The following is a 19,482-nucleotide window of genomic DNA, read 5'->3' on the forward strand; positions in this document are numbered from 1 at the left end:
AAGCTGTTTTTTTACTAATTAATGACTGTTCATTTTTACCAGAGGAAGGTATAGTAGACAGGATTATATTGAAGGAGTGTTGAAATGCAAGATCAACCGGTTTTAATCGCACTATTGGCTATTGCCGCAGGGATTTTCAGTTTGTTGGGTGGAATCAATAATTGGGATTGGTTTATGAAGAGTTTTAGAGCAGGTCTCTTTGTGAAAACCATTGGACGTCAGGGTGCAAGAGTGGTGTATGGGATTTTTGGTATTGTGCTGATTACCATTGGCGTATTATTGTTGCTGATTGGGTAAGCATAGAAAAAGAAAAGAAATTTGTAGAGTCTGAGTACATAATTCAGTTTCACAGCTTTAAACACCTGATAGCTTACCTAATCAATTAAAAGTTACACTAAAAAAGACCACCGAAAAAATTCCGGTGGTCTTTTTGCCAAATTCAGGTTTATCCATCTCAATCTGGTTTAATTATCTTTTAAATCTTCAATGGAATTGATGTCCATATAGGTTGGTACAACCAGACCTGTTTTGGCACCGTCCATATTTGGACCGAGATCATCGATCTGATCCTTGTATTTGTTGAAATAATCTGCAGAGGTGAGCGGCAACCATGCAGCTGGAGTTGCATCTACATCACCATTGGCAATGCCGGTCCACATTGGACCGATCTCCACTTGAAGAGAGGTTACTTTGTAACCCAGTTTTTCTTTAAGGATGTACTCCAGCAAGTTCGTACTTGCAATCTCGGAGTCCCAAGCTACGTAACTTAGTTTAATGGAATCTCCATTCACCGGAGTCAGACCTTTGGTCCATTCAGCCACTTTGTCGCTATGCTTCTCTGCAAAAGCTGCTGCGGCTTTTTGGGGATCTTCTCCGTTTTGAATGGCAACCATGATTTCACCCATATCCTCAGGTGTCCAGGAGAAGCGATCCAGGAATTCATAAGCGACAGGTTTGTCTTCCTTTAACCCTTTACGGGCAATGGTATGAATTTGTTCTGCTTCACCGTAGACGCCTTCCGGATCGTCCAGGTATTTCAGGTCATATGCATTGAACATCCAATGCGGTGTCCAACCGGTAACGATAACCGGTTCCTTATTCTTAACCGCTTTATCCAGCGTAGCTGTCATTGCGGCTCCTGAACCTTCAACCAGTTTCCAGTCAGACAAACCGTATTTCTCAATGGCACTCGCTGTGGATTTCATAATTCCGGCACCTGGATCGATACCGATAATTTGGTGATTCACTTCATTTCCCACATTGGCATTCGCCGATGGAGTGGAGGAAGAAGCACCTGTTTCCAAATCTGCAATCGAATTAACGTCTGTCATGTATGCAGGAACAACGAGCCCTGTGCGTACACCGGTCATGTTGGCTCCCAGATCATCCACCTGGTCTTTGTAACGTTCCCAGTAGTCAGCGTGAGTCAATGGCAGCCAAGCTGCTGGAGAGGCATCTACGTCGCCTGAGGCGACACCCGTCCACATAGGTCCAGCTTCAACTTGCAGGGCGTTAACTTTATAGCCAAGTTTGCTTTCCATGACATATTTCAACAGGTTAGTACTAGCGATCTCGGAATCCCAGGCTACATAGCTAAGTTTAAATGCATCACCGTTAACTGGCGTCAGACCTTTGGTCCATTCGTCAATCTGGTCTGCATGTTTCTCAGCGTAGTCTTTTGCGGCTTCTTCTGGAGATGTACCATTTTGGATGGCACTCATCATTTCGCCCATTTCATCTGATGTCCATTGGAAACGGGACAGGAATTCATAAGCAACCGGGTGATCTCCTTTCAAGCCTTTACGTGCGATGGTGTGAATTTCTTCAGCATCACCGAAAGATTTTTCGGGATCATCCAGATATTTTAGATCATATTTGTTGAACATCCAGTGTGGAGTCCAGCCTGTAATAATGATCGGTTCTTCCGCTTTAATGGCTTTGTCCAGTGTGGCGGTCATCGCTGCACCAGATCCTTCAATCAGGGTCCAGTCCGTCAAATGATAATCTTCAATGGCTTTGGCAGCGGATTTCATAATGCCTGCACCCGGATCAATACCAATGATCTGATATTTGACTTCTTCACCTACAGCATTCGCTGGAGTGTTGTTACCGCCGGCAGAAGTACTGTTGCCGCCAACAAAGTATTGTGAGAAACCAGCTACGAGCACAACAAATGTGGCTGCAGCGGTAATCCAGGCTTTTTGTTTCGCTGAGAAGCGTGAGCTTTTCTTACGGCCTGGCATAAACAGATTTTGAGTGAAACGGTCAAGTACGATCGCAAGAACCACGACAGCCAGACCAGCTTCAAAACCTTTACCAATCTGCAACTGTGTTACCGCACGATAGACTTCCGCACCAATACCCTGTGCACCGATCATGGAAGCAATAACAACCATGGACAGCGACAGCATGATGGTTTGGTTAATCCCTGACATTACGGTAGGCAATGCGAGTGGAAGCTGTACTTTGAACAACTTTTGCATGGACGTAGAACCAAAAGCATCCGCTGCTTCGACCAGTTCGCCAGATACTTGCTTAATTCCGAGGTGAGTCAGGCGAATCGTAGGTGGAATCGCGAATATAACGGACGCGATAACACCGGGAACCACACCAAGGCTGAAGAAGGTTACCGCTGGCAGCAAGTAGACAAATGCAGGCATGGTCTGCATAAAGTCAAGCAATGGTGTAATAATCCGGGCTGCAGTTTTGCTGTATGCGAGCCAGATACCGATGGGAACACCAAGCAGAATGGAGACTAATCCTGACGTAATAACGAGGCCCAAAGTATCCATCGATTGGGACCAATATCCGAGGTTATCTACGAGCAAGAAACCGATAACTGTAAACAGGGTCAGTGGTATTCGGCCAACAAGATATGCCAATACACCGAGTATTACAATAAACAGGAGCGGATGGGGGAGCATGAACAGCCCGGAGAAAAATCCGACAACCTCCTGAATAACAACAGAAATGACTTTAAATAATCCGGAGAGCGAGGTGCTCATCCAATCAACAATCGCTTCAATCCACGATGCTAGTGGTATTTTGGGAATCATTCACAAGTTCCTCCTTTACTGCAACTTCACCGCTTAGTGCTCCAAGCAGGGCACCGCGGACGATAACACCTTGCAGACGGCCGGTTTCGCCAACAACAGCGAGCGGCACATGGGCTGAACTTACAATTTCGAACAATTCATGAATCAGGGTTTCAGGCGCTACAGTCGGCCCATCCGTAATCAGAATATCGTTCAACACTTTGTTTTCGCGCATTGCGCGGGTTGCATCCTCTGCTGTAATAACACCAAGCAGCTTCTTCGAACGGTCAATGACAAACAGGTTGGAAATACCACGTTCGCGCATTAATTCGAGGGCAACACGAGGACCACGGTCAAGCGTAATCGTTTCAGGACGTCGCATAACATGAGATGCGGTAAGGACCTTGGACAAGTCCACGTCTTCGACGAAGCGGGCCACATATGAGTTGGCCGGTTGAATCATGATTTCTTCCGGAGTACCGATCTGCACGACTGCGCCGTCTTTCATGAGGGCAATACGATCGCCGATGCGCAGCGCTTCGTCCAAGTCATGGGTAATGAAAATAATGGTCTTTTTCATTTTATCCTGAAGCTCAATCAGCTCATCCTGCATATCACGACGAATCAGTGGATCAAGTGCACTGAATGCTTCATCCATTAACAGGACTTCCGGGTCATTCGCCAGCGCACGAGCCAAACCTACACGTTGCTGCATCCCGCCACTCAGCTCATCCGGCATTTTGTCTTCCCAGCCTTTAAGGCCAACCAGTTCAAGCGACGTTTTTGCTTTTTCCCGACGTTCATCTTTATCTACCTTTTGAACTTCGAGTCCATACTCCACATTATCAAGAACGGTACGGTGCGGGAATAACGCAAACTTCTGGAATACCATGCTGATCGTTTTCCGACGCACTTCGCGCAATTGTTCTTTGTTCATCTTACGTAGATCTTTACCATGGACAAGAATCTCTCCCGATGTCGGTTCAATCAGACGATTGAACATTCGAACAAGTGTAGACTTACCACTTCCGGACAGTCCCATGATGACGAAAATTTCACCTTCCTGAATTTCCATGTTGACCCGGTTGACACCAACCGTTATCTGTTTTTCTTTGGCCAACTTTTCTTTGCCCCAACCTTGCTCCAGTAATTGTAGACCTTGCTCGGTTTGGGGTCCAAACAGTTTACTTACATTTTTTACTTCAAGTATGGTCATGTTTTCACCCCTTCTGATGTGTTGTGCACTTCGAACGGCTTTCAGCATCCACAAGCCCATACACTTGTGCGCCCAGCCACGAAATCCGGTAATCGTTGCTTCGCTTCCCGTCTTTCTGGGTAACGTTTTGTATTCTAACAATACTTAACCCGTATAGCAACCGAATAAACAGTACATAATGTTTGTACAGTAAAAACTGTACAAAGTTTTCCGTCCATATGCTCCGTCATTCTCCTTATTCTGGCTAATAAGACACCTTTACATTTGATATCGCTTTTTCTACAATAGAAAATGTGCTGAATCTAAGCAGTTTTTTTTGGTTAAAAGATAGTCGTAGGCGTTTGCAACTTGGTCAAGCTCCCATGAAATACATGGGGTAACCTAAAGCCTGTTGGCATATAGGATGTCCTGCCGGATACTTTCCCATGTAAGCCGGATCTTAAACAGTTGCAATTATTTTGCCGAGACTGGGAATGTTGAGAATGGAGGTTGCAAGCATGAGCTTGGACCATTTACAAGAGGAACAGCAGGCAACCGTTCTTAGGATCCGTAAACGCGTCATTGAAGCCATTGGGCGTAATATGGATCTCTACGGCGTTACGCTGTCCACGGGACACTTATATGGATTGCTTTTTTTTGCAGACAAACCTATGACCCTTGACGATATGGGCCGGGAAATGGAAATGAGCAAAACGAGCATGAGTACCGGCGTACGTACACTGCTGGATCTAAAAATGGTGAATAAAGTATGGAGCAAAGGCTCCCGGAAAGACCTATATGAAGTGGAGTATGACTGGCATCAGACGTTTACGGATTATTTTGTGATTAAATGGAGAAAAGCCGTGGAGAGTAACCTTCAGGTACTGCGCAAATCCGTTGATGAACTGAATCGTTTGATTGCTGATCTGGATGAACAAGCAGATGCTGAACTTCTTCACATTCTTAAGGAAGACAAGCATAAGGTGCTTCAAGCAGAGGCCTACTACAAATGGCTGGATCGCTTGATTGATACCATGGAAGATGAAGAAATATACAAACTGGTTCCGAAGGAAGAGATTAAGGAACATTAATAACAGCAAAAGCAAAGAGCCCTTTCCGAATTGGAGAGGGCTCTTTTGTCTTGGGGGTTACGCACTTGTACATTTATAATGAAGAAAAACACATGCTTTACAATTGGCCGATTAATCCCACACGTGATAAGGTCACAAGCTGCTGAACGATCTGTTCCAGTTCGTCCATGATCTGATGGCGTCCGCTGGGGGTCCAGGATCGTACAGACCAATCGGATATATCGTGTACGTTACCTTTCAACACGGCTGGAGATCGATTCCAGGCTGTAGTTTGTTTCATACGCCGAAGCAGTTTCTCACTGGCAGGAGTATTGGAGACGCGGTTCATGAACAGATGATCCGTATCCAGCATGGGGATGCTATCTGCCGCATACTCATCTGTCATTAAGTCTGTACATATGATCTGTGCAGGGTTCAGTCCAAGTTCACCGTAGATAAGGCGATTTAATGGATGCTCGATATTTTCCTGGAGCCGGATAGACTGATTCGTAACCTGCATAAGCATAATACGTTCTTGCCCGAAATGATGCTTCAAACGGAGTCCGATATCAAGGTTGCGAAGCTCAAGCTGTTTGAAATTCTGTAAGGCCTGCTGCTCCCGTCCGACCAGTTCAGCCAAGCGTACATGATTTTCTTTCCATTCATGGGCCTGATCCATGATAACCGTAGGTGCAATACTTTTGAGCTTATCGTAAAAGGGTTGATGATAAAAGTCACCGATAATCAGGTCCGGCTTGGCCTGACGTAATTTCTCCAATTGTGTGGATAGCCGCTGCTGCTGCTCGACTTCATCAAGCTCCCGATCATGGAATCCGTCCATTGCAGCTACGGGAGACAATCCGAGCGAAGAGAGGTTCTCATGAAGTCCCATTCTGGACGCGGTAGCCACGCGAATTTGGTCTTTTTTCATATATAGGCTGGGTGCGATCCCCAAGGTTTGTTTGAATTTGCGGCTAAAATAATATTCATTGCCATAGCCAACAGATACGGCGACGTCTTTGATTACACATGTTTCCTGCTTGAGCTGTTTTTTGGCCTCGTCAATCCGTAAGCGATTCAGATAATCGGTAGGTGACATGCCCTTGGCTTTCTTGAAACTGCGAGAATAGGAGCTTGGCGTCAATCCGGCAATTTTGGCCAGTTGATCCATGCTGATACCTTCACTCATGAACCTTTTCATATACATAATGCTGCGTTCAAGCGCCGGATCGACCTTCTCATAATTTTCTTCAAGCCGGTTCTCCGAGAGATACTGCAAAAGCTCGTGCAGCTGGCTATGTATACTGATAAAGTGATCGGGGTGAACGCCGCGGTAGGCTTCATACAATTGTTCAACTCGCGCTCTGGCTTGTTGGTCATGACGAACCATCAGTCTGCCTGTCTCCCAATCCAGCGGGAAACCAGAAGAGGAGGACATTTTCCATTGGCCACGCACTTGCTGCAAACATACCGTATCCATGCTAAGTATTATAAACTCCGTAACAGCCGAGCGTGCAGCCGCCTCAATCGTTGTTCCTGGCTTAAGAACATACAGTTGATTGGCTTCGGCGGTATAGACTGTATCGTTCAAGACCAGAACACCGTCTCCTTGTAAAATAAGACAGAGCATGGGCCGGGACACCGTCTTGCCCTGCACACGGAAATGCTCCCCGCGCCGTACACGGCACATGGAAGAGAGGAGCGGTAGAGATGAGGTTTCAGAAATGAAGGAAAGCTGTTCAGTCATACGGACCATCCTTTTGTCTTATTTTCTTAATGATAACAATTATCATTCTCATATGGAAGATGTTTTTGAAAAATAGTTTTGGACATGAAAAAAAGAGGATACCCAGAGCCGTGATGGCTTTAGAGTTATCCTCTATATTTGAAACTAGAATGTTGAGATAGCTATAAGTCTCTATAAGTCTATACCCACATGCGTGGGTTAGTTTGGCACGACCAACAGGATATCATCCAGGAAAACGTCGCTTAGCACCTTTTTGCCTGTGCCATTGGCTTGCACATGATACAGCCGATAGAGATCATTTGCGTTGATGTAGAACATGCCCGGAACATCGTCATGAAGCTGGAACGTTGACCATTCCTCTCCAGCAAGCTTGGTTACTTTGAGAGCTGTGCTCACGGAATAAAGACCATTTGTACCGGATAGATATGCAATAGTTGGTGTTCCGTTGGTCAACTGAGCAGTTACGAAAGTGACACTGTTCAAATTCAGGTTGGCAGATTTGGATACCTTGTTCCCGGCGATGGTTTTGGCATACGCCTTTTTGTCTGCATCCACAACGACAACCTTATCCGTACCCAGTGGATTGACCTCCCGGATGCTCTTACTATGAATCTGAAGTGTTTTGCCAGAAGTGGTTAATGCAAAGGCTTTGCCTGTTGAATAATCATAATCCTTGTTGCTATCCAGCTTGATGCCTTTGTTGTACACATACAGATTGTTGCCCCAGCCGCCAGCGTAAACAGCGTTCACATCCAGCTTTGCTTTGGGATTAACTGCTGTACCTTTGCCTGTATTGTAGTTTACCTTGTACATGATAATGGCGTTGGTAGAGTAGTACTGCTCGTATGGGTCAGTGTTCACCATCAATTGCAGTTCGTTTTTGGCCACGTTCATAAAATAACGACTCTCTACTGCACCAGCAGCAATTCGTTGCACTGCTCCGCTTCCATTGGATGCCTTAGAAACGATCCATGGGTTTCCATTAACGAGCCCGTTATAATATACACGGCCTTTCGTTACGGCGAGCAGCGGGAAATCTGTATCTGCTTTGTCTGCAATTTTGGTGGCAGCGGAAGCTTCGCTATTGCCATTTCCACGATAGATCGTTCCTTTGGAATCCATATAATAGATGAACCCGTTATCCGTAAAGTAGCTCAATACATCTGTCGCATACGTTTCAGCGGAATCACTAGAACCGTCATTGGGAACGCGAAGCAGCGTTGTGGAAGACTCGGAACGAGTGTAATAGAGATAGGTTCCAGCCGCAGACAGACCATCTCCTTCAAAATCAAGCAATACCTCTGTAGTTCCGCTTCCGTCACCGGATACTTTGTACAATACACCATCGGACTCATAATATACCGTAGTTTGGCTGAGGGAAGCTGCATGAGCATTGGCTCCGCCTCCAAGCACTGCTGCCGTGATCAGTGTGAACAGCAGCAAGGTGCAAACCGTGCGATGCATACGTGTAGACCATTTGTTCATAAATCAATCGTCACCCTTCTTTTTATGTATGTAAGTAACACATTATCACCTTACGTTATATCGGTAAACTATGGAAAATATGTTACACATCTCAGTCAGATAAAAACGACAGAAGATCAGATCTTCTGCCGTTATATTCAACCATATTCAGCCTAAATCTGACTTTCAGCCAGCTGTTGACGACTGTTCCACAAAGTAACCAGACGAAGCAAAATGAAACTGATGAGCAGAAGTACTGCTCCGACCAGGATTAACATGAGAGGACTGATAAGCAGCATGCCGCTCGCCTGACCAGCAATCAGCGCAAGCAATGGAAGAACGACCAGTCCTCCGAGTTGATAGGCCTCCTGAAATCCACGTACCTTCGCCGAGATCAGTACATTTAACAGAATGACCACAAGACTGCACGTTGGAACAACCCATAGAACCAGAATGATCCAGTTCAGATTGGGAAACATCCATGCCCCGAACATGGGATACAACAGGATATTGGCAATGATTCCGTAGATAATGAAGGTAATCCAGGATAACAGCAGGGAAGGAATAAGGGCAGCTAACACCTTGCCTTTAAACAACGTATCCATACTCATCGGAGTGAACAGAAGACTTTCCAGAGTCTTGCGCTCCTTCTCGCCTGCAAAACTGTTGGCCGTCAGAATGCTGGATGCCATCACCGGAATGATGAGAAACAGGGGTGCGAACATGTACAAGGCCAGGTAATAGACAATACGATGGTTATCCGTAGGCATCGAAGCAAGCTGCGGAATCCGCCCGGCACGGGTTAGGTTATCCAGTGTATCAAGCAGGAAACTCATATTGCCGAGGGAAGCAAGTTCCATCCTTGAGGCTGCCCAAATGAGTATCCCAGGCATGATGATCCCGATAACTAGCGGAACGATCAACATGGGCAGCCAAAGCTGCACGCTGGCTGTGATAGCTCGAATATCTTTACGAACAAGTGCACGTATGGCTTGTCGGTTATTCATGATGATGTGCCTCCCTAATGGCAAAATAAATACTCTCCAGATCGCTGCCCGTAATCCGGGCCTGATAGACTTGTCCACGCTCAGTCAATTGTCGCATTAACAACGGAATATCTTCACGGGTTTGAAGCTGAAAAACGGCTTTGTTCGCGGAAACCATCTCCGGTGTATACCCTGTTACCGTTTGCCAGCCATTCGGCATGGTCGCTTCAACCTCAATCCGGGGTGAGGTCAGGTATCGGTTGACGATCTCCTGCTCCGTACCTTCCTCAACCTTGCGCCCCTTTTCCATAAAAATATACCGATCACACACGGCCGATAGTTGGGATAACACATGAGACGATACGAGAATCGTCATATGTTCCTCTTGATTTAGCCGACGGATGATTCGGAGGACCATCTGAATCCCATCCGGGTCAAGCCCATTGGTTGGCTCATCCAGAAAGAGAATGGAGGGACGGTGCAGCAGCACCCGTGCTAGACCTACGCGTTTTTTCATGCCTGTGCTGTAGGTACCTACTTTTCGATGTTGATATTCCTGCAATTCGAACAGATCCACGAGCTCGTCAATCCGTTCTTTGGCGCGTTGTACACCGAAAGCTTCAGCAAAAAAGATCAGGTTATCATGCCCGCTCATATTTTCATACAATCCGCTCTGCTCGGTTAATGTGCCGCAGATGGCGAGTACGTTCTCCGTCTCACGGAAGGGATCGAGGCCGTTAATGCTCACTTGCCCACCCGAAGCACCGAGAACACCGTTCATGATGCGGATCAGGGTGGTTTTGCCCGAACCGTTGGGCCCGATCAGCCCGGTAACGCTGCCTTGTTCAACCGTGAAGCTGACATCGTTCAGTGCCTGATGCACTTTAAATTGCTTAGAAATGTTGCGAACTTCAATCATGCACATTCACCGTCCGATCTGAGTTTGGAGATTATACGTCCAGATGAGATATATCGTTCAAATGGAGGGCCGAAAAATAAAAATTATACGTCTTTAGTCCCAAACGCAAACAGCAACTTCACCCTAAAGTCCGGCGAAATCGGGTCTCAGGTTTGTTTTCACTGTGGTCTATACCATGTATTCTGGTTAAAAGGATGCAATATCTCGTTTCATTGCCATCCATAACGTGGTAATTAGACTTAAGGCCTCTTACATATCATGAATGCCTGAATATTCATCTAACGCCGGTCTTGGTTAGCCAAGGCCGGTTTAACGTCGTTTCTTGGCGTATCCATCCAATGGAACGCCTCATTTCTTGTGATTACATAACTATTTCGTCTAACACATCATATGAACACTTCCAAGTAGGAAACATCAGATGTGTTTGGACCAGAGGAAGGTGAGCGAAATGACAGCATCCAATGAGTATCGCTTTCAGGTAAATCTAAGCGGTATGATCCAGATTCTATCGAACCATCTATACAGCAGCCCTAAAGTATTTTTACGTGAATTAATGCAAAATGCGACTGATGCCATTACAGCTCGAACAGAAGCGGAATCAGGATATCAGGGTGAAGTACGTGTAGAACTGACCGGAACAGGCGAGCAGTTGACCATGATGGTGGAGGACAACGGCATTGGGTTGACGGAAGCCGATATCCATGAGTTTCTCGCGATGATCGGACAATCTTCGAAGCGCGGGCAGCAGGCCTTGATGGATGGAGAGACTTCGTTTATCGGGCGATTTGGAATCGGATTATTGTCCTGTTTCATGGTGAGTCATGAAATCGTCATGCTGACGCAATCCGCTAAGGGTGGACCTTCGATGGAGTGGCGGGGTAAGCCCGATGGAACGTATACGATTCGGCAATTGGAGACACAGTTGTCTCCTGGAACGAAAGTATATCTGCGTTGTACGCCGGACGCAGCGCATTATTTTGAAACGGAATATGTGAAAGAAGCCTTGTTCTATTATGGAGCGCTGCTGCCTTATCCAGTCATCCTGCATAGTGACGGTGTTCAACATATCGTCAATAGCGAGTCACCGATCTGGTTGATGGAGCCTGAGCTTGCACGTGGACGCAGAGCGGAAGTGCTGGCTTTTGGTGAACGATTGCTAGGAGAGAAGTTTCAGGATTTCATCCCACTGACGACGGTTTCAGGCCGTACAGGAGGCATCGCATTTGTTCTTCCGCATGCAGTTAATTTGAATGCCAAGCGTTCTCACCGGGTGTATCTGAAGCGAATGCTAATCTCGGAGAAGGCGGAGAATATTTTGCCGGAATGGGCCTTTTTCGTGAAATGCCTTATCTGGACAGACGAGCTTCAACCGACAGCTTCACGGGAACATTTTTATGAAAATGAAAAGCTGGAAGAGGTTCGCTCCGAACTTGGCGATGCCCTTCGTAAAGGATTGGCCGACATGGCTGAGCGCCAGACGGAACGGCTGCAAAAGCTGATTCGCCTGCATGCGTTGTCGATGAAAGCACTGGCTGTGCAGGATCAGGAGTTCTACGCGATGATTCACCGCTGGCTTCCGTTTGAAAGTACCCGTGGTCATCGGGAACTGGGTGAGTTGATGAGTGAGGGAGAGACGTTGTACTTCACTACCACAGTGGATGAGTATCGCCAGATTCATCATGTCGCGTCAGCCCAATCGATGCTGGTCATTAACGGTGGATACATCTACGACAGCGATTTGATGGCAATGCTGCCACTAGTGGTGCAGCATGTACAGACGCAGCGGTTGCAGCCGGATGAGGTATCCATGAGTTTCACCGATGTGCCACCAGCTGAACGGAATCAGTATTATGATGCCTTGCGCCTTGCTGACTCTGCTTTGCAACGTTTCCGCTGCCGTGCAGAGGTCAAGGGCTTCAAGCCAGCTGATTTGCCGGTGCTGTTCACGCTCTCGCAGGAGTCTTCCACGCTGCGTGCATTGGAAAAAGCAAGTGAGGAGAGTACAGAATTATTCTCCTCCGTCCTTGGATCATTGTCATCCGGAATTAGTTCCGCAGGTTATTCGACCCTGTACCTGAACATCAGCAATCCAATTATTCAGCGGGTCCTGACTTCACCGGATGCCCAAATGACTCCGATTGCTATTGAGATGTTGTATGTCAATGCATTAATGATGGGGCATTATGCGATGAATCGACAGGAGCTTGAGGTGCTGAATCAGGGCATCGTTCGTTTTATTGATTGGGGTTTGCGTGCGAATACAGATCGTAAGGGGGATGCCTGATGAAGACCGAAATGGATTTTGAGGATTTGATGGATGAGGCCTATGGCCTGCCTAATGGAACAGCGAAGCTTGGCATGCTAGAGGAAGCGGCAAGAGTCGCCGATGTGAATGGCATGGAGGAGGAAGCGTACGAAGCGCGTTCAGAGATCGTGGAGACCGCGACATTCTGCGGTTATCCGATGAAAGCACTGATTGCTTTTTCCTGGCAGCTGGGCAAGTTTGATCAAGAGCCAGAACGCTATGACGAAGAAACGTTAATGTGGTCGTATAAATGGATTTTGGGAGAACTATCCAGCTTCCCGGAAGTGTCTCGCGATAAAATGATGGAGCTGCTGGAGGACTTTGGACGTCGCTTCAAATCATTTGGGTACAGTGAACGTTCGTATTGGTATTATCGATTCCGCATATCCATGGATCTTGGCGATCTGGAGGAGGCGGGTACCAGTTATACGAAGTTCAGAAGTATGGATCGTGACTTTATGAGTGATTGTGAAGCCTGTGAGCAGGACGAGATCATGCGCTACTGGTTATTGGCAGGTGATGATGAGAAGGTATTGGAAGCAGCGAAGCCCATTTTGAAAGGGAGAATGAGTTGTGCCGAAATTCCGCACCTGACCTTATCGGAGATTTTGATGCCACTATACCGACTTGGTAAGATTGATGAAGCTGACAAACATCAGGCCAAAGGCTATCGCATGATCAAAGGACATAATGATTTTGTGCAGAGCTTTGCTGAGCAGATGGATTATCTTGCACGCACGAACCCGGCGAAGGGCATCGATGTACTGGAAGAAAGTATAGTGCTCGCGATGGATCATGAAGATCCGTTTGCCAAAATGATGTTCTATGCTAGAGCAGCACAACTGCTGCGCCGCTGGGCTGATGAATCTCCAGGATACCGATTGCGGCTTCCTGCTTCATTCTCTTATGAAGGAGATCCAGGAGATTTGCGTAAACTGGCCGACTATTTTGCGGCATATGCCAAAGCGGCCGCAGACAAATATGACCAGCGGAATGGCAATCAACATGTCTCTTCCATGTTAAGCGAGGTATAGGAGAAGAGGAAGACAGCAGAGCATTCCGGCTACAAATGGTCAGCGTACAAACCAAAACAGGCTTGTTCAGGGGGAGGAAGCTCCTCCTTCGAACAAGCCTGTTTAATTTTTTATGTTATGAGTGCGAGAGTAATACTGTTATTGCAATCTGGTGTTCAGGTTATTCAGGATTCACGGTTGCAGGTGCAGCCGAAGCATCTTCAGCAGGTTTTTCGTCTTCAGGGGAAGCCTCCGCTTTTGACTGTTTTGCCATCAACTCAGCTACGATTTTATCGGTTGGCTGCGTGAACAATTTATACATAATCGCTGCCTCTTCCTGGCGGATCAGTGGTTTGCGGGAGAGGAAGTCAACCGACCCATCCTCCAGCACCTTCACTTCAGGACCGTGGATGCCTAGCTTAACCATCATCTGGATCGCAGGCACAGCCCAGGCATCTGTCTGCCCGGCCAGCTTCACATCCTCGAACAGTTCATTTGGATATTGCAGCTGGAGAGTTCTCCAGATCATCACCATGGCTTCCTGACGTGTGATGACCTGATCTGGTTTGAACTGTTTCTCATCGGCACCCGCGATCATGCCGGATTCATAACCTAGCTGAATGTAACCGGCAGCAGGGTGAGTTGCCCAGTCGGTATCCGTAGGTGGCGTCGTTTTGCTGGCTTTCAGCCCGCTCATTTTAAGGACGTCCTCAATGAATTCAGCCCGTGTAACGGCATTTTTGGGTTGAAAAGCTTCATTTGCATCATTGGTATAGTATCCAAGGGATTGTAATCCATAGATGGCTTCAGCATAAGGAGTATTCGCCTGGACATCCCGGAAGCCTTGGGGTTTCTGTCCTTTTTTCTCATATCCGAACGGGTTGAGATAAGGTTCTTTCATGTAGATGGTTCCATCTGCATTTTCCTTAAACGCCGTGAACTGGCCTGTTAATTCATCCTTGAAGAGATGATCTTCAACCTGGATCAGATTACGTGGGCCTATGAAAGCATCTGAAATGCTCAATTGTCCGGGCTCTTTGCTGCCTTCTTTCAAGGAACTGACAAGCGTGCTAATCCGCAGATCCGCATAAAGTCCGTTGAACCGTTGCAATTTATCTGCCGATTGCGGCGTGTATTCCTTGAACTTAATCGGCTCGGCATATTGCGGGAAGAACGTCCGGATAAAGGCTGGATAGAACATATTGCGAAGTGCTCCAGCCTGATTATACGTTAGGAAGACACCTGTGTTTTGCTCCGGAATTAGAAAAAGATAAGAGCTGAACCCGGGCATGTCGCCTGCTTTGGTAATGATTTTGGAATTACTACCCGCGCCAGGAAGCTGGTAAGCGGCTTCAAATCCATACGTGGTGTCTGGTAACAAGGGATGAATGGAGGAACGATACTGTTCCATGCTTTTCACAGTCGATTCCTTGAAAACACGTTCGTTATCCTTCACACCATCGTTCAGGAAAGCAAGCATGAAATTCCCAATGTCCTCTGTGGTAGACAACATGCCACCTTGAGGCAAAGGCGTTGGAGAGATCGTGTACAGATCAATTGGTTTATGTGCCGCATCATAGGCTGTTGCCAGCTGTTTTTTGAACTTGCCATCCAGCATAAAACTGCTGTTATCCATGCCCAGAGGCTGGAAGATATGCTGCTGCATATACGATTCAAACGGCTCGCCGCTCACATTCTCCACAATCATGCCAAGCAGCAGGAAGGAGAAGTTGTCGTACATGTAGGCGCTACCAGGTTCTCTAACGACAGGTGGCATATGTAACTTGGCATAATCCTCCATCGATACACTTTTGTCAAAGTCATCATGGATGTCTTCCTGCTGCGGGTCGCGAATCTCGAATCCGGTGGTGTGTGTGAGCAGATTCTCTACCGTTACAGGTTTGTCAAAAGGATTATCGAATTCCAGTCCTTTCACATAGGTCTGGAAATCAGCCTTTAAATCCACCTTACCTTGCTCTACGAGCTGCATGACAGCGGCTGATGTGAATGTTTTGGAGACAGAAGCGATACGAAAAGTGGTATTTTTCGGATCAACGGGCTCTTTGCTCTCCAGATCGGAATATCCATAGCCTTTCTCTGCCACGACTTTTCCATCTTTGACAACGACTACGGAAGCACCAACATATTGGGCTTTCGCTTCGGCGGAATCAAAAAATGTATCCAGAAAGGCTGTCGCAGAATCTGTTGTCAGCGCTGTCACTTTTCCTTTTTCATTGACCGCAGCAGGTGCGGTCTCCGCCTGCACGGCGGGTGCCCATAGACTGAGGGACAGGACCAACGCCATGAACGCCCCTGTTATGGAGGTGAGCCTGAAGCGGGTGCTTCGATTGGATAAATGCATGTAAACACTCCTTCAAAAGAAAATTTTGTAAAAGGAACTCTCCTGTTTATTACTGATTACTGGCCCAATAGGTTTCAAGATAGTAGATTGTGATATCCATTCCTCAATAGAACTCACAACGATCAGGAGCAAAATACAGAATAAAGGATCCGAATATTTAGGAGGCGTCTGCGCATGGTTGTGGTTCTCTTTGACCCGTTGACGGGCGAAGCGACTGCCGGAAAAATACGAGAGCGCCGATCCCCATCAATACATACAGGCCAGCCATTGCATAGGAAGGCAGAAAGGCCCCCATCGTTAGGCCAAGACTACCCAGGAGAGCGGCCGCGTTATAACTCATGCCGTCTGCAGCCATATAGGCAGCACGGTCGGATTCAGGAATCATGCCAGCAAGCATGACCTGACGGACGGGCGCATACATGAGCTCACCGATGGTTAGCAGTACAGCGGATGTAATAAGCAGCCAGGCCCAATTGCTGAAAGCGAGCACGGCAAAACCAGTAGTGTACAGACACATGCCGACAGTCATAATAAATCTGGACTGGAAACGCCCCAGCCATTTGGAGAAAGGAATGGCCATGATTACGACGAGCACAGTGTTAATCGCCATGATCAGACTGAACATCTGCAGACCTGAGATGTCCCAACGGAACAGTTGGGCGTTGAATTCACTTTTCAGACGAACGGCGATGTATTTATCCATTTGGAATTCCAGAGAGACAGCCAGCACTGTTGCGGTGAAAAACACCATAAAACGTTTGTCCCTAAATACACCGCCATACGTTTTCAGTATGTTCCTATTAATCGGGGCATTAAGCTGATTCGAGTGTTTAATATCCATTGTTTCGTGAATATATAACAAGAGAATAAATAGTGTAACCAAGCTCTCCATGCATACCAGACTGAACAAAATGAAGCGGAAGGACTCGAATAATAACCCGCCCATCAGCGCACCAATCGTAACGGCAACGTTGGTGGTCCAATATTGCAGCCCATAGACATACTGACGTTCATGTTCACTGCTCACGTCTACAATCATGGCATTGGCAATGGGTCCGGTGATACCCGAACTGATGCTGCTAAGCAGAAACATGACACAAGTTAAAGGAACGGAGTCCATCCATGGGGAGTTGGCGGCAGCCAGCCAGAACAGGGCGAATACCTGCAACATTTGGGCGATGACCATCAGTTTCTTGCGCCCGACTCGGTCAGACCAGTATCCTGCGCCCAAGCCAACGATCATGGAGGCCACAATATTAACGGTTAACAGTATACCTGCCCAGCCTGCACCAATCTGGACACTCAGATAAATCGCCATAAAAGGAATAATGGATTTCTGAGTTAGATCCGTAAAAAAATCAGTAATGATACGAATTTTGATGTTGCGGTGCAAATCAGTATATTTCATGTGCAGTTCTCTTCCTTCCCGCTGGTGTTGTCGATGTACCTGAGTATAATGGAGGAAAACCTGAAGAAAAACTGTAGAAGCGTACGGGTCAATTTCGTATTTTACTCAGGGAAGGAAAGGCAGGGATAGTTGTGGAGGTCATGGATCATTATATTCAGCTTCGCGTGGCCTTTTCGAACGTGGACGAAGAGGAAGAAATACATACAACGATTGGTGAGCTGGCGAATCATTTATGTTGTACGATGCGCAATATGAATCTGATTATGAACAAATTTATGGATCATGGCTGGATCAGATGGAGCCCACAACGCGGCAGAGGGAAGACATCGGTGCTCGTTTTTTGCCATCCTCTGTTACAGGCTGTTCAGGAACGATTTGATCGACTGTTGCAGGGAAACAAGTTGGAGGAGGCCTATATGCTGGCTTCAACAATGCCGTTTTCGATGCGAGAAATATTGATGCAAGGATTACAAGGCCAGTTCGGTCTGCGTTCCAATCACGGCGCTCGAGGTAGAGTTGATACGCTGCGAATTCCACAGGAGACTGCCTTTGAGACATTGGACCCTACCCGGGCTTACATGTGGGGAGAAGTTGGAATTGTTGCGGAGGTATTTGATCGCTTGGTGCAGTACAACGCTGAACGCCAAGTCTGTGAACCGAGTCTTGCCGTTGCATGGGAGAGCAACCCTGAGGGAACAGAGTGGATCTTTTATTTGCACAAAGGCATAGTCTTTCACCATGGCAGGATGCTTAATGCAGAGGACGTAAGATATACGTTTGAACGGATTCTTTCCGATCAGGAGAACCCTTGCAAGTCACTGTTTGGCTCCATTCATCACATAGAAACGTTCGACGAGCTAACGGTGCGCTTTGTGTTGCGGTTTCCCAACTTTATGTTCCCGGATCTGATGAGCAGCATGAATGCATCCATCTTACCCCGTGATGTGGAGCTTGACCCGATGCATCCGATTGGTACGGGGCCTTACCGATTGACACGCAATCATCCCAAGCTGCTTGTGTTGGAGGTGTTTCCTTCCTATTTCAGGGGGCGGGCGTTTATTGATCGGGTTGAAATATGGCAGCTTCCTCAGACGGGTCTAGTGGAGTCAGTGATCAAACAGGACTTGTTTCCAGACGGACTGGCTCGCTTGATTCAACATGAGGTTCAGGGCGGTGTGTTTATGACTTTTAATATGCGAAAAGAAGGCCCACAGCAGGATTTATACTTTCGTCAGGCTGTTCAGCAACTGATGGATCCACAAGAGATGATGGGGGCGTTGGCACACACAGGTGTACATGCTGCATATAGCCTGATTCGGGACAAGTCCAAGGAAAAGCAGATACTTGAACGAATAGAATCGAAGCCAACAGCCCTTTCTGCTGACTTATCTCTCGTAAGAGCTTCAGAGCTGTTACAACGCAGCTGCTACGCAGGCCAGATCATGAATGTGTGGGTAGAGGAAGGCGAGAAAATGGAGACAGACATGGCCTGGTTCGCACAGCGTTGTGCACTTATTGGACTGAAAGTGAGTGTTACGCCAGGTAATCCGGTAGATGCCGTATACCATGATAAATTCGCCTCTTATGATTTGATTTACACGGGTGAAGTGTTCGATGAGCATGTGACGCTGAGTCTATTAACGATGTATACTTTCCAAAATACGCTGTTCCTTATGGCATTGGATGACGAGCGAAAAAGCGAGCTAGAACGTGAATGCAGACACGTCGTTATGATTCAGGATAGTGCTGAGCGGTTGCGTACGCTAATGACGTTGGAGGGGCGACTCATTCAAGAGGCCTTACTCTTGCCTACATACAGCTTCAGGGAAGAACATGCACACCACGTTTCGCTTCAGGATTACCGTGTCGTAGCATACGGTATGCCTGATCTGCGTCGATTGTGGGTGAAGAGAAGTCCAAATACAGAAGAAGATACTGCGAGTTATCCGGCGTATATCCCATTGTGGTAAAGAGTGTA

General features: G+C 47.1%; 13 protein-coding genes. 5 read left to right on the forward strand and 8 right to left on the reverse strand.

The window, feature by feature from the left end; all coding sequences use genetic code 11:
- Window positions 1–84 precede the first annotated feature (84 nt).
- Window positions 85–297, forward strand: coding sequence for an immunity 17 family protein (locus BLS14_RS17550; protein ID WP_064640044.1), 213 nt, complete (start codon window positions 85–87; stop codon window positions 295–297).
- A 167-nt stretch (window positions 298–464) separates the two neighbouring features.
- On the opposite strand, the gene BLS14_RS17555 is transcribed toward BLS14_RS17550, so the two are convergent.
- Together BLS14_RS17555 and BLS14_RS17560 are read right to left on the reverse strand one after the other, a co-directional pair.
- A complete protein-coding gene (locus BLS14_RS17555; RefSeq protein WP_090953153.1) occupies window positions 465–3,056 on the reverse strand; it encodes a glycine betaine ABC transporter substrate-binding protein in 2,592 nt (863 codons plus the stop codon).
- Window positions 3,022–4,251, reverse strand: a complete 1,230-nt coding sequence (locus tag BLS14_RS17560) for a quaternary amine ABC transporter ATP-binding protein (protein ID WP_063564457.1) — start codon at window positions 4,249–4,251, stop codon at window positions 3,022–3,024. The genes BLS14_RS17555 and BLS14_RS17560 overlap by 35 nt, the downstream gene beginning before the upstream one ends.
- A 497-nt stretch (window positions 4,252–4,748) precedes the next feature.
- Here BLS14_RS17560 and BLS14_RS17565 point away from each other — a divergent pair, with 497 nt between their 5' ends.
- Complete coding sequence (locus BLS14_RS17565) at window positions 4,749–5,321, forward strand: GbsR/MarR family transcriptional regulator (protein WP_063564456.1); 573 nt, start codon at window positions 4,749–4,751, stop codon at window positions 5,319–5,321.
- Window positions 5,322–5,418: 97 nt separating this feature from the next.
- On the opposite strand, the gene BLS14_RS17570 is transcribed toward BLS14_RS17565, so the two are convergent.
- The 4 genes from BLS14_RS17570 to BLS14_RS17585 all read right to left on the reverse strand — a co-directional run bounded on the left by BLS14_RS17570 (window position 5,419) and on the right by BLS14_RS17585 (window position 10,416).
- Window positions 5,419–7,047 (reverse strand): helix-turn-helix domain-containing protein, encoded by a 1,629-nt coding sequence (locus BLS14_RS17570; RefSeq protein ID WP_176854586.1) that lies wholly within the window; start codon window positions 7,045–7,047, stop codon window positions 5,419–5,421.
- Window positions 7,048–7,245: 198 nt separating this feature from the next.
- Entirely contained in the window at window positions 7,246–8,532 is a 1,287-nt protein-coding gene (locus tag BLS14_RS17575; protein WP_063564454.1) for a hypothetical protein, read from the reverse strand.
- A 152-nt stretch (window positions 8,533–8,684) separates the two neighbouring features.
- A complete protein-coding gene (locus BLS14_RS17580; RefSeq protein WP_064640038.1) occupies window positions 8,685–9,518 on the reverse strand; it encodes an ABC transporter permease subunit in 834 nt (277 codons plus the stop codon).
- Window positions 9,511–10,416 carry an ABC transporter ATP-binding protein gene (locus tag BLS14_RS17585; RefSeq protein ID WP_176854588.1) on the reverse strand — a complete coding sequence of 302 codons (906 nt, stop codon included), beginning with the start codon at window positions 10,414–10,416 and terminating at the stop codon, window positions 9,511–9,513. The genes BLS14_RS17580 and BLS14_RS17585 overlap by 8 nt, the downstream gene beginning before the upstream one ends.
- Window positions 10,417–10,864: 448 nt before the next feature.
- On the opposite strand from BLS14_RS17585, the gene BLS14_RS17590 reads away from it, so the two are divergent.
- Both BLS14_RS17590 and BLS14_RS17595 read left to right on the forward strand, forming a co-directional pair.
- Complete coding sequence (locus tag BLS14_RS17590) at window positions 10,865–12,700, forward strand: HSP90 family protein (RefSeq protein WP_090953159.1); 1,836 nt, start codon at window positions 10,865–10,867, stop codon at window positions 12,698–12,700.
- Complete coding sequence (locus tag BLS14_RS17595) at window positions 12,700–13,755, forward strand: hypothetical protein (protein WP_090953160.1); 1,056 nt, start codon at window positions 12,700–12,702, stop codon at window positions 13,753–13,755. The genes BLS14_RS17590 and BLS14_RS17595 overlap by 1 nt, the downstream gene beginning before the upstream one ends.
- Window positions 13,756–13,915: 160 nt before the next feature.
- On the opposite strand, the gene BLS14_RS17600 is transcribed toward BLS14_RS17595, so the two are convergent.
- Window positions 13,916–16,096: a serine hydrolase domain-containing protein gene (locus BLS14_RS17600; RefSeq protein WP_090953162.1), complete on the reverse strand. Its 2,181-nt coding sequence runs from the start codon at window positions 16,094–16,096 to the stop codon at window positions 13,916–13,918.
- A gap of 157 nt (window positions 16,097–16,253) precedes the next feature.
- Complete coding sequence (locus tag BLS14_RS17605; RefSeq protein WP_090953164.1) at window positions 16,254–17,504, reverse strand: MDR family MFS transporter; 1,251 nt, start codon at window positions 17,502–17,504, stop codon at window positions 16,254–16,256.
- A gap of 140 nt (window positions 17,505–17,644) precedes the next feature.
- Between BLS14_RS17605 and BLS14_RS17610 the strand changes: the two genes are divergently transcribed.
- Window positions 17,645–19,474, forward strand: coding sequence for an ABC transporter substrate-binding protein (locus BLS14_RS17610; RefSeq protein ID WP_090953165.1), 1,830 nt, complete (start codon window positions 17,645–17,647; stop codon window positions 19,472–19,474).
- Window positions 19,475–19,482 lie beyond the last annotated feature (8 nt).

Source organism: Paenibacillus sp. OK060, from assembly GCF_900101205.1.
Lineage (GTDB): Bacteria > Bacillota > Bacilli > Paenibacillales > Paenibacillaceae > Paenibacillus > Paenibacillus marchantiae.

Bases quoted from the DNA above. Each gene is read 5' to 3' on its own strand.
- BLS14_RS17550 (WP_064640044.1), top strand. From the start codon at position 85: ATGCAAGATCAACCGGTTTTAATCGCACTATTGGCTATTGCCGCAGGG.
- BLS14_RS17555 (WP_090953153.1), bottom strand. From the start codon at position 3,056: ATGATTCCCAAAATACCACTAGCATCGTGGATTGAAGCGATTGTTGAT.
- BLS14_RS17560 (WP_063564457.1), bottom strand. From the start codon at position 4,251: ATGACCATACTTGAAGTAAAAAATGTAAGTAAACTGTTTGGACCCCAA.
- BLS14_RS17565 (WP_063564456.1), top strand. From the start codon at position 4,749: ATGAGCTTGGACCATTTACAAGAGGAACAGCAGGCAACCGTTCTTAGG.
- BLS14_RS17570 (WP_176854586.1), bottom strand. From the start codon at position 7,047: ATGACTGAACAGCTTTCCTTCATTTCTGAAACCTCATCTCTACCGCTC.
- BLS14_RS17575 (WP_063564454.1), bottom strand. From the start codon at position 8,532: ATGAACAAATGGTCTACACGTATGCATCGCACGGTTTGCACCTTGCTG.
- BLS14_RS17580 (WP_064640038.1), bottom strand. From the start codon at position 9,518: ATGAATAACCGACAAGCCATACGTGCACTTGTTCGTAAAGATATTCGA.
- BLS14_RS17585 (WP_176854588.1), bottom strand. From the start codon at position 10,416: ATGATTGAAGTTCGCAACATTTCTAAGCAATTTAAAGTGCATCAGGCA.
- BLS14_RS17590 (WP_090953159.1), top strand. From the start codon at position 10,865: ATGACAGCATCCAATGAGTATCGCTTTCAGGTAAATCTAAGCGGTATG.
- BLS14_RS17595 (WP_090953160.1), top strand. From the start codon at position 12,700: ATGAAGACCGAAATGGATTTTGAGGATTTGATGGATGAGGCCTATGGC.
- BLS14_RS17600 (WP_090953162.1), bottom strand. From the start codon at position 16,096: ATGCATTTATCCAATCGAAGCACCCGCTTCAGGCTCACCTCCATAACA.
- BLS14_RS17605 (WP_090953164.1), bottom strand. From the start codon at position 17,504: ATGAAATATACTGATTTGCACCGCAACATCAAAATTCGTATCATTACT.
- BLS14_RS17610 (WP_090953165.1), top strand. From the start codon at position 17,645: ATGGATCATTATATTCAGCTTCGCGTGGCCTTTTCGAACGTGGACGAA.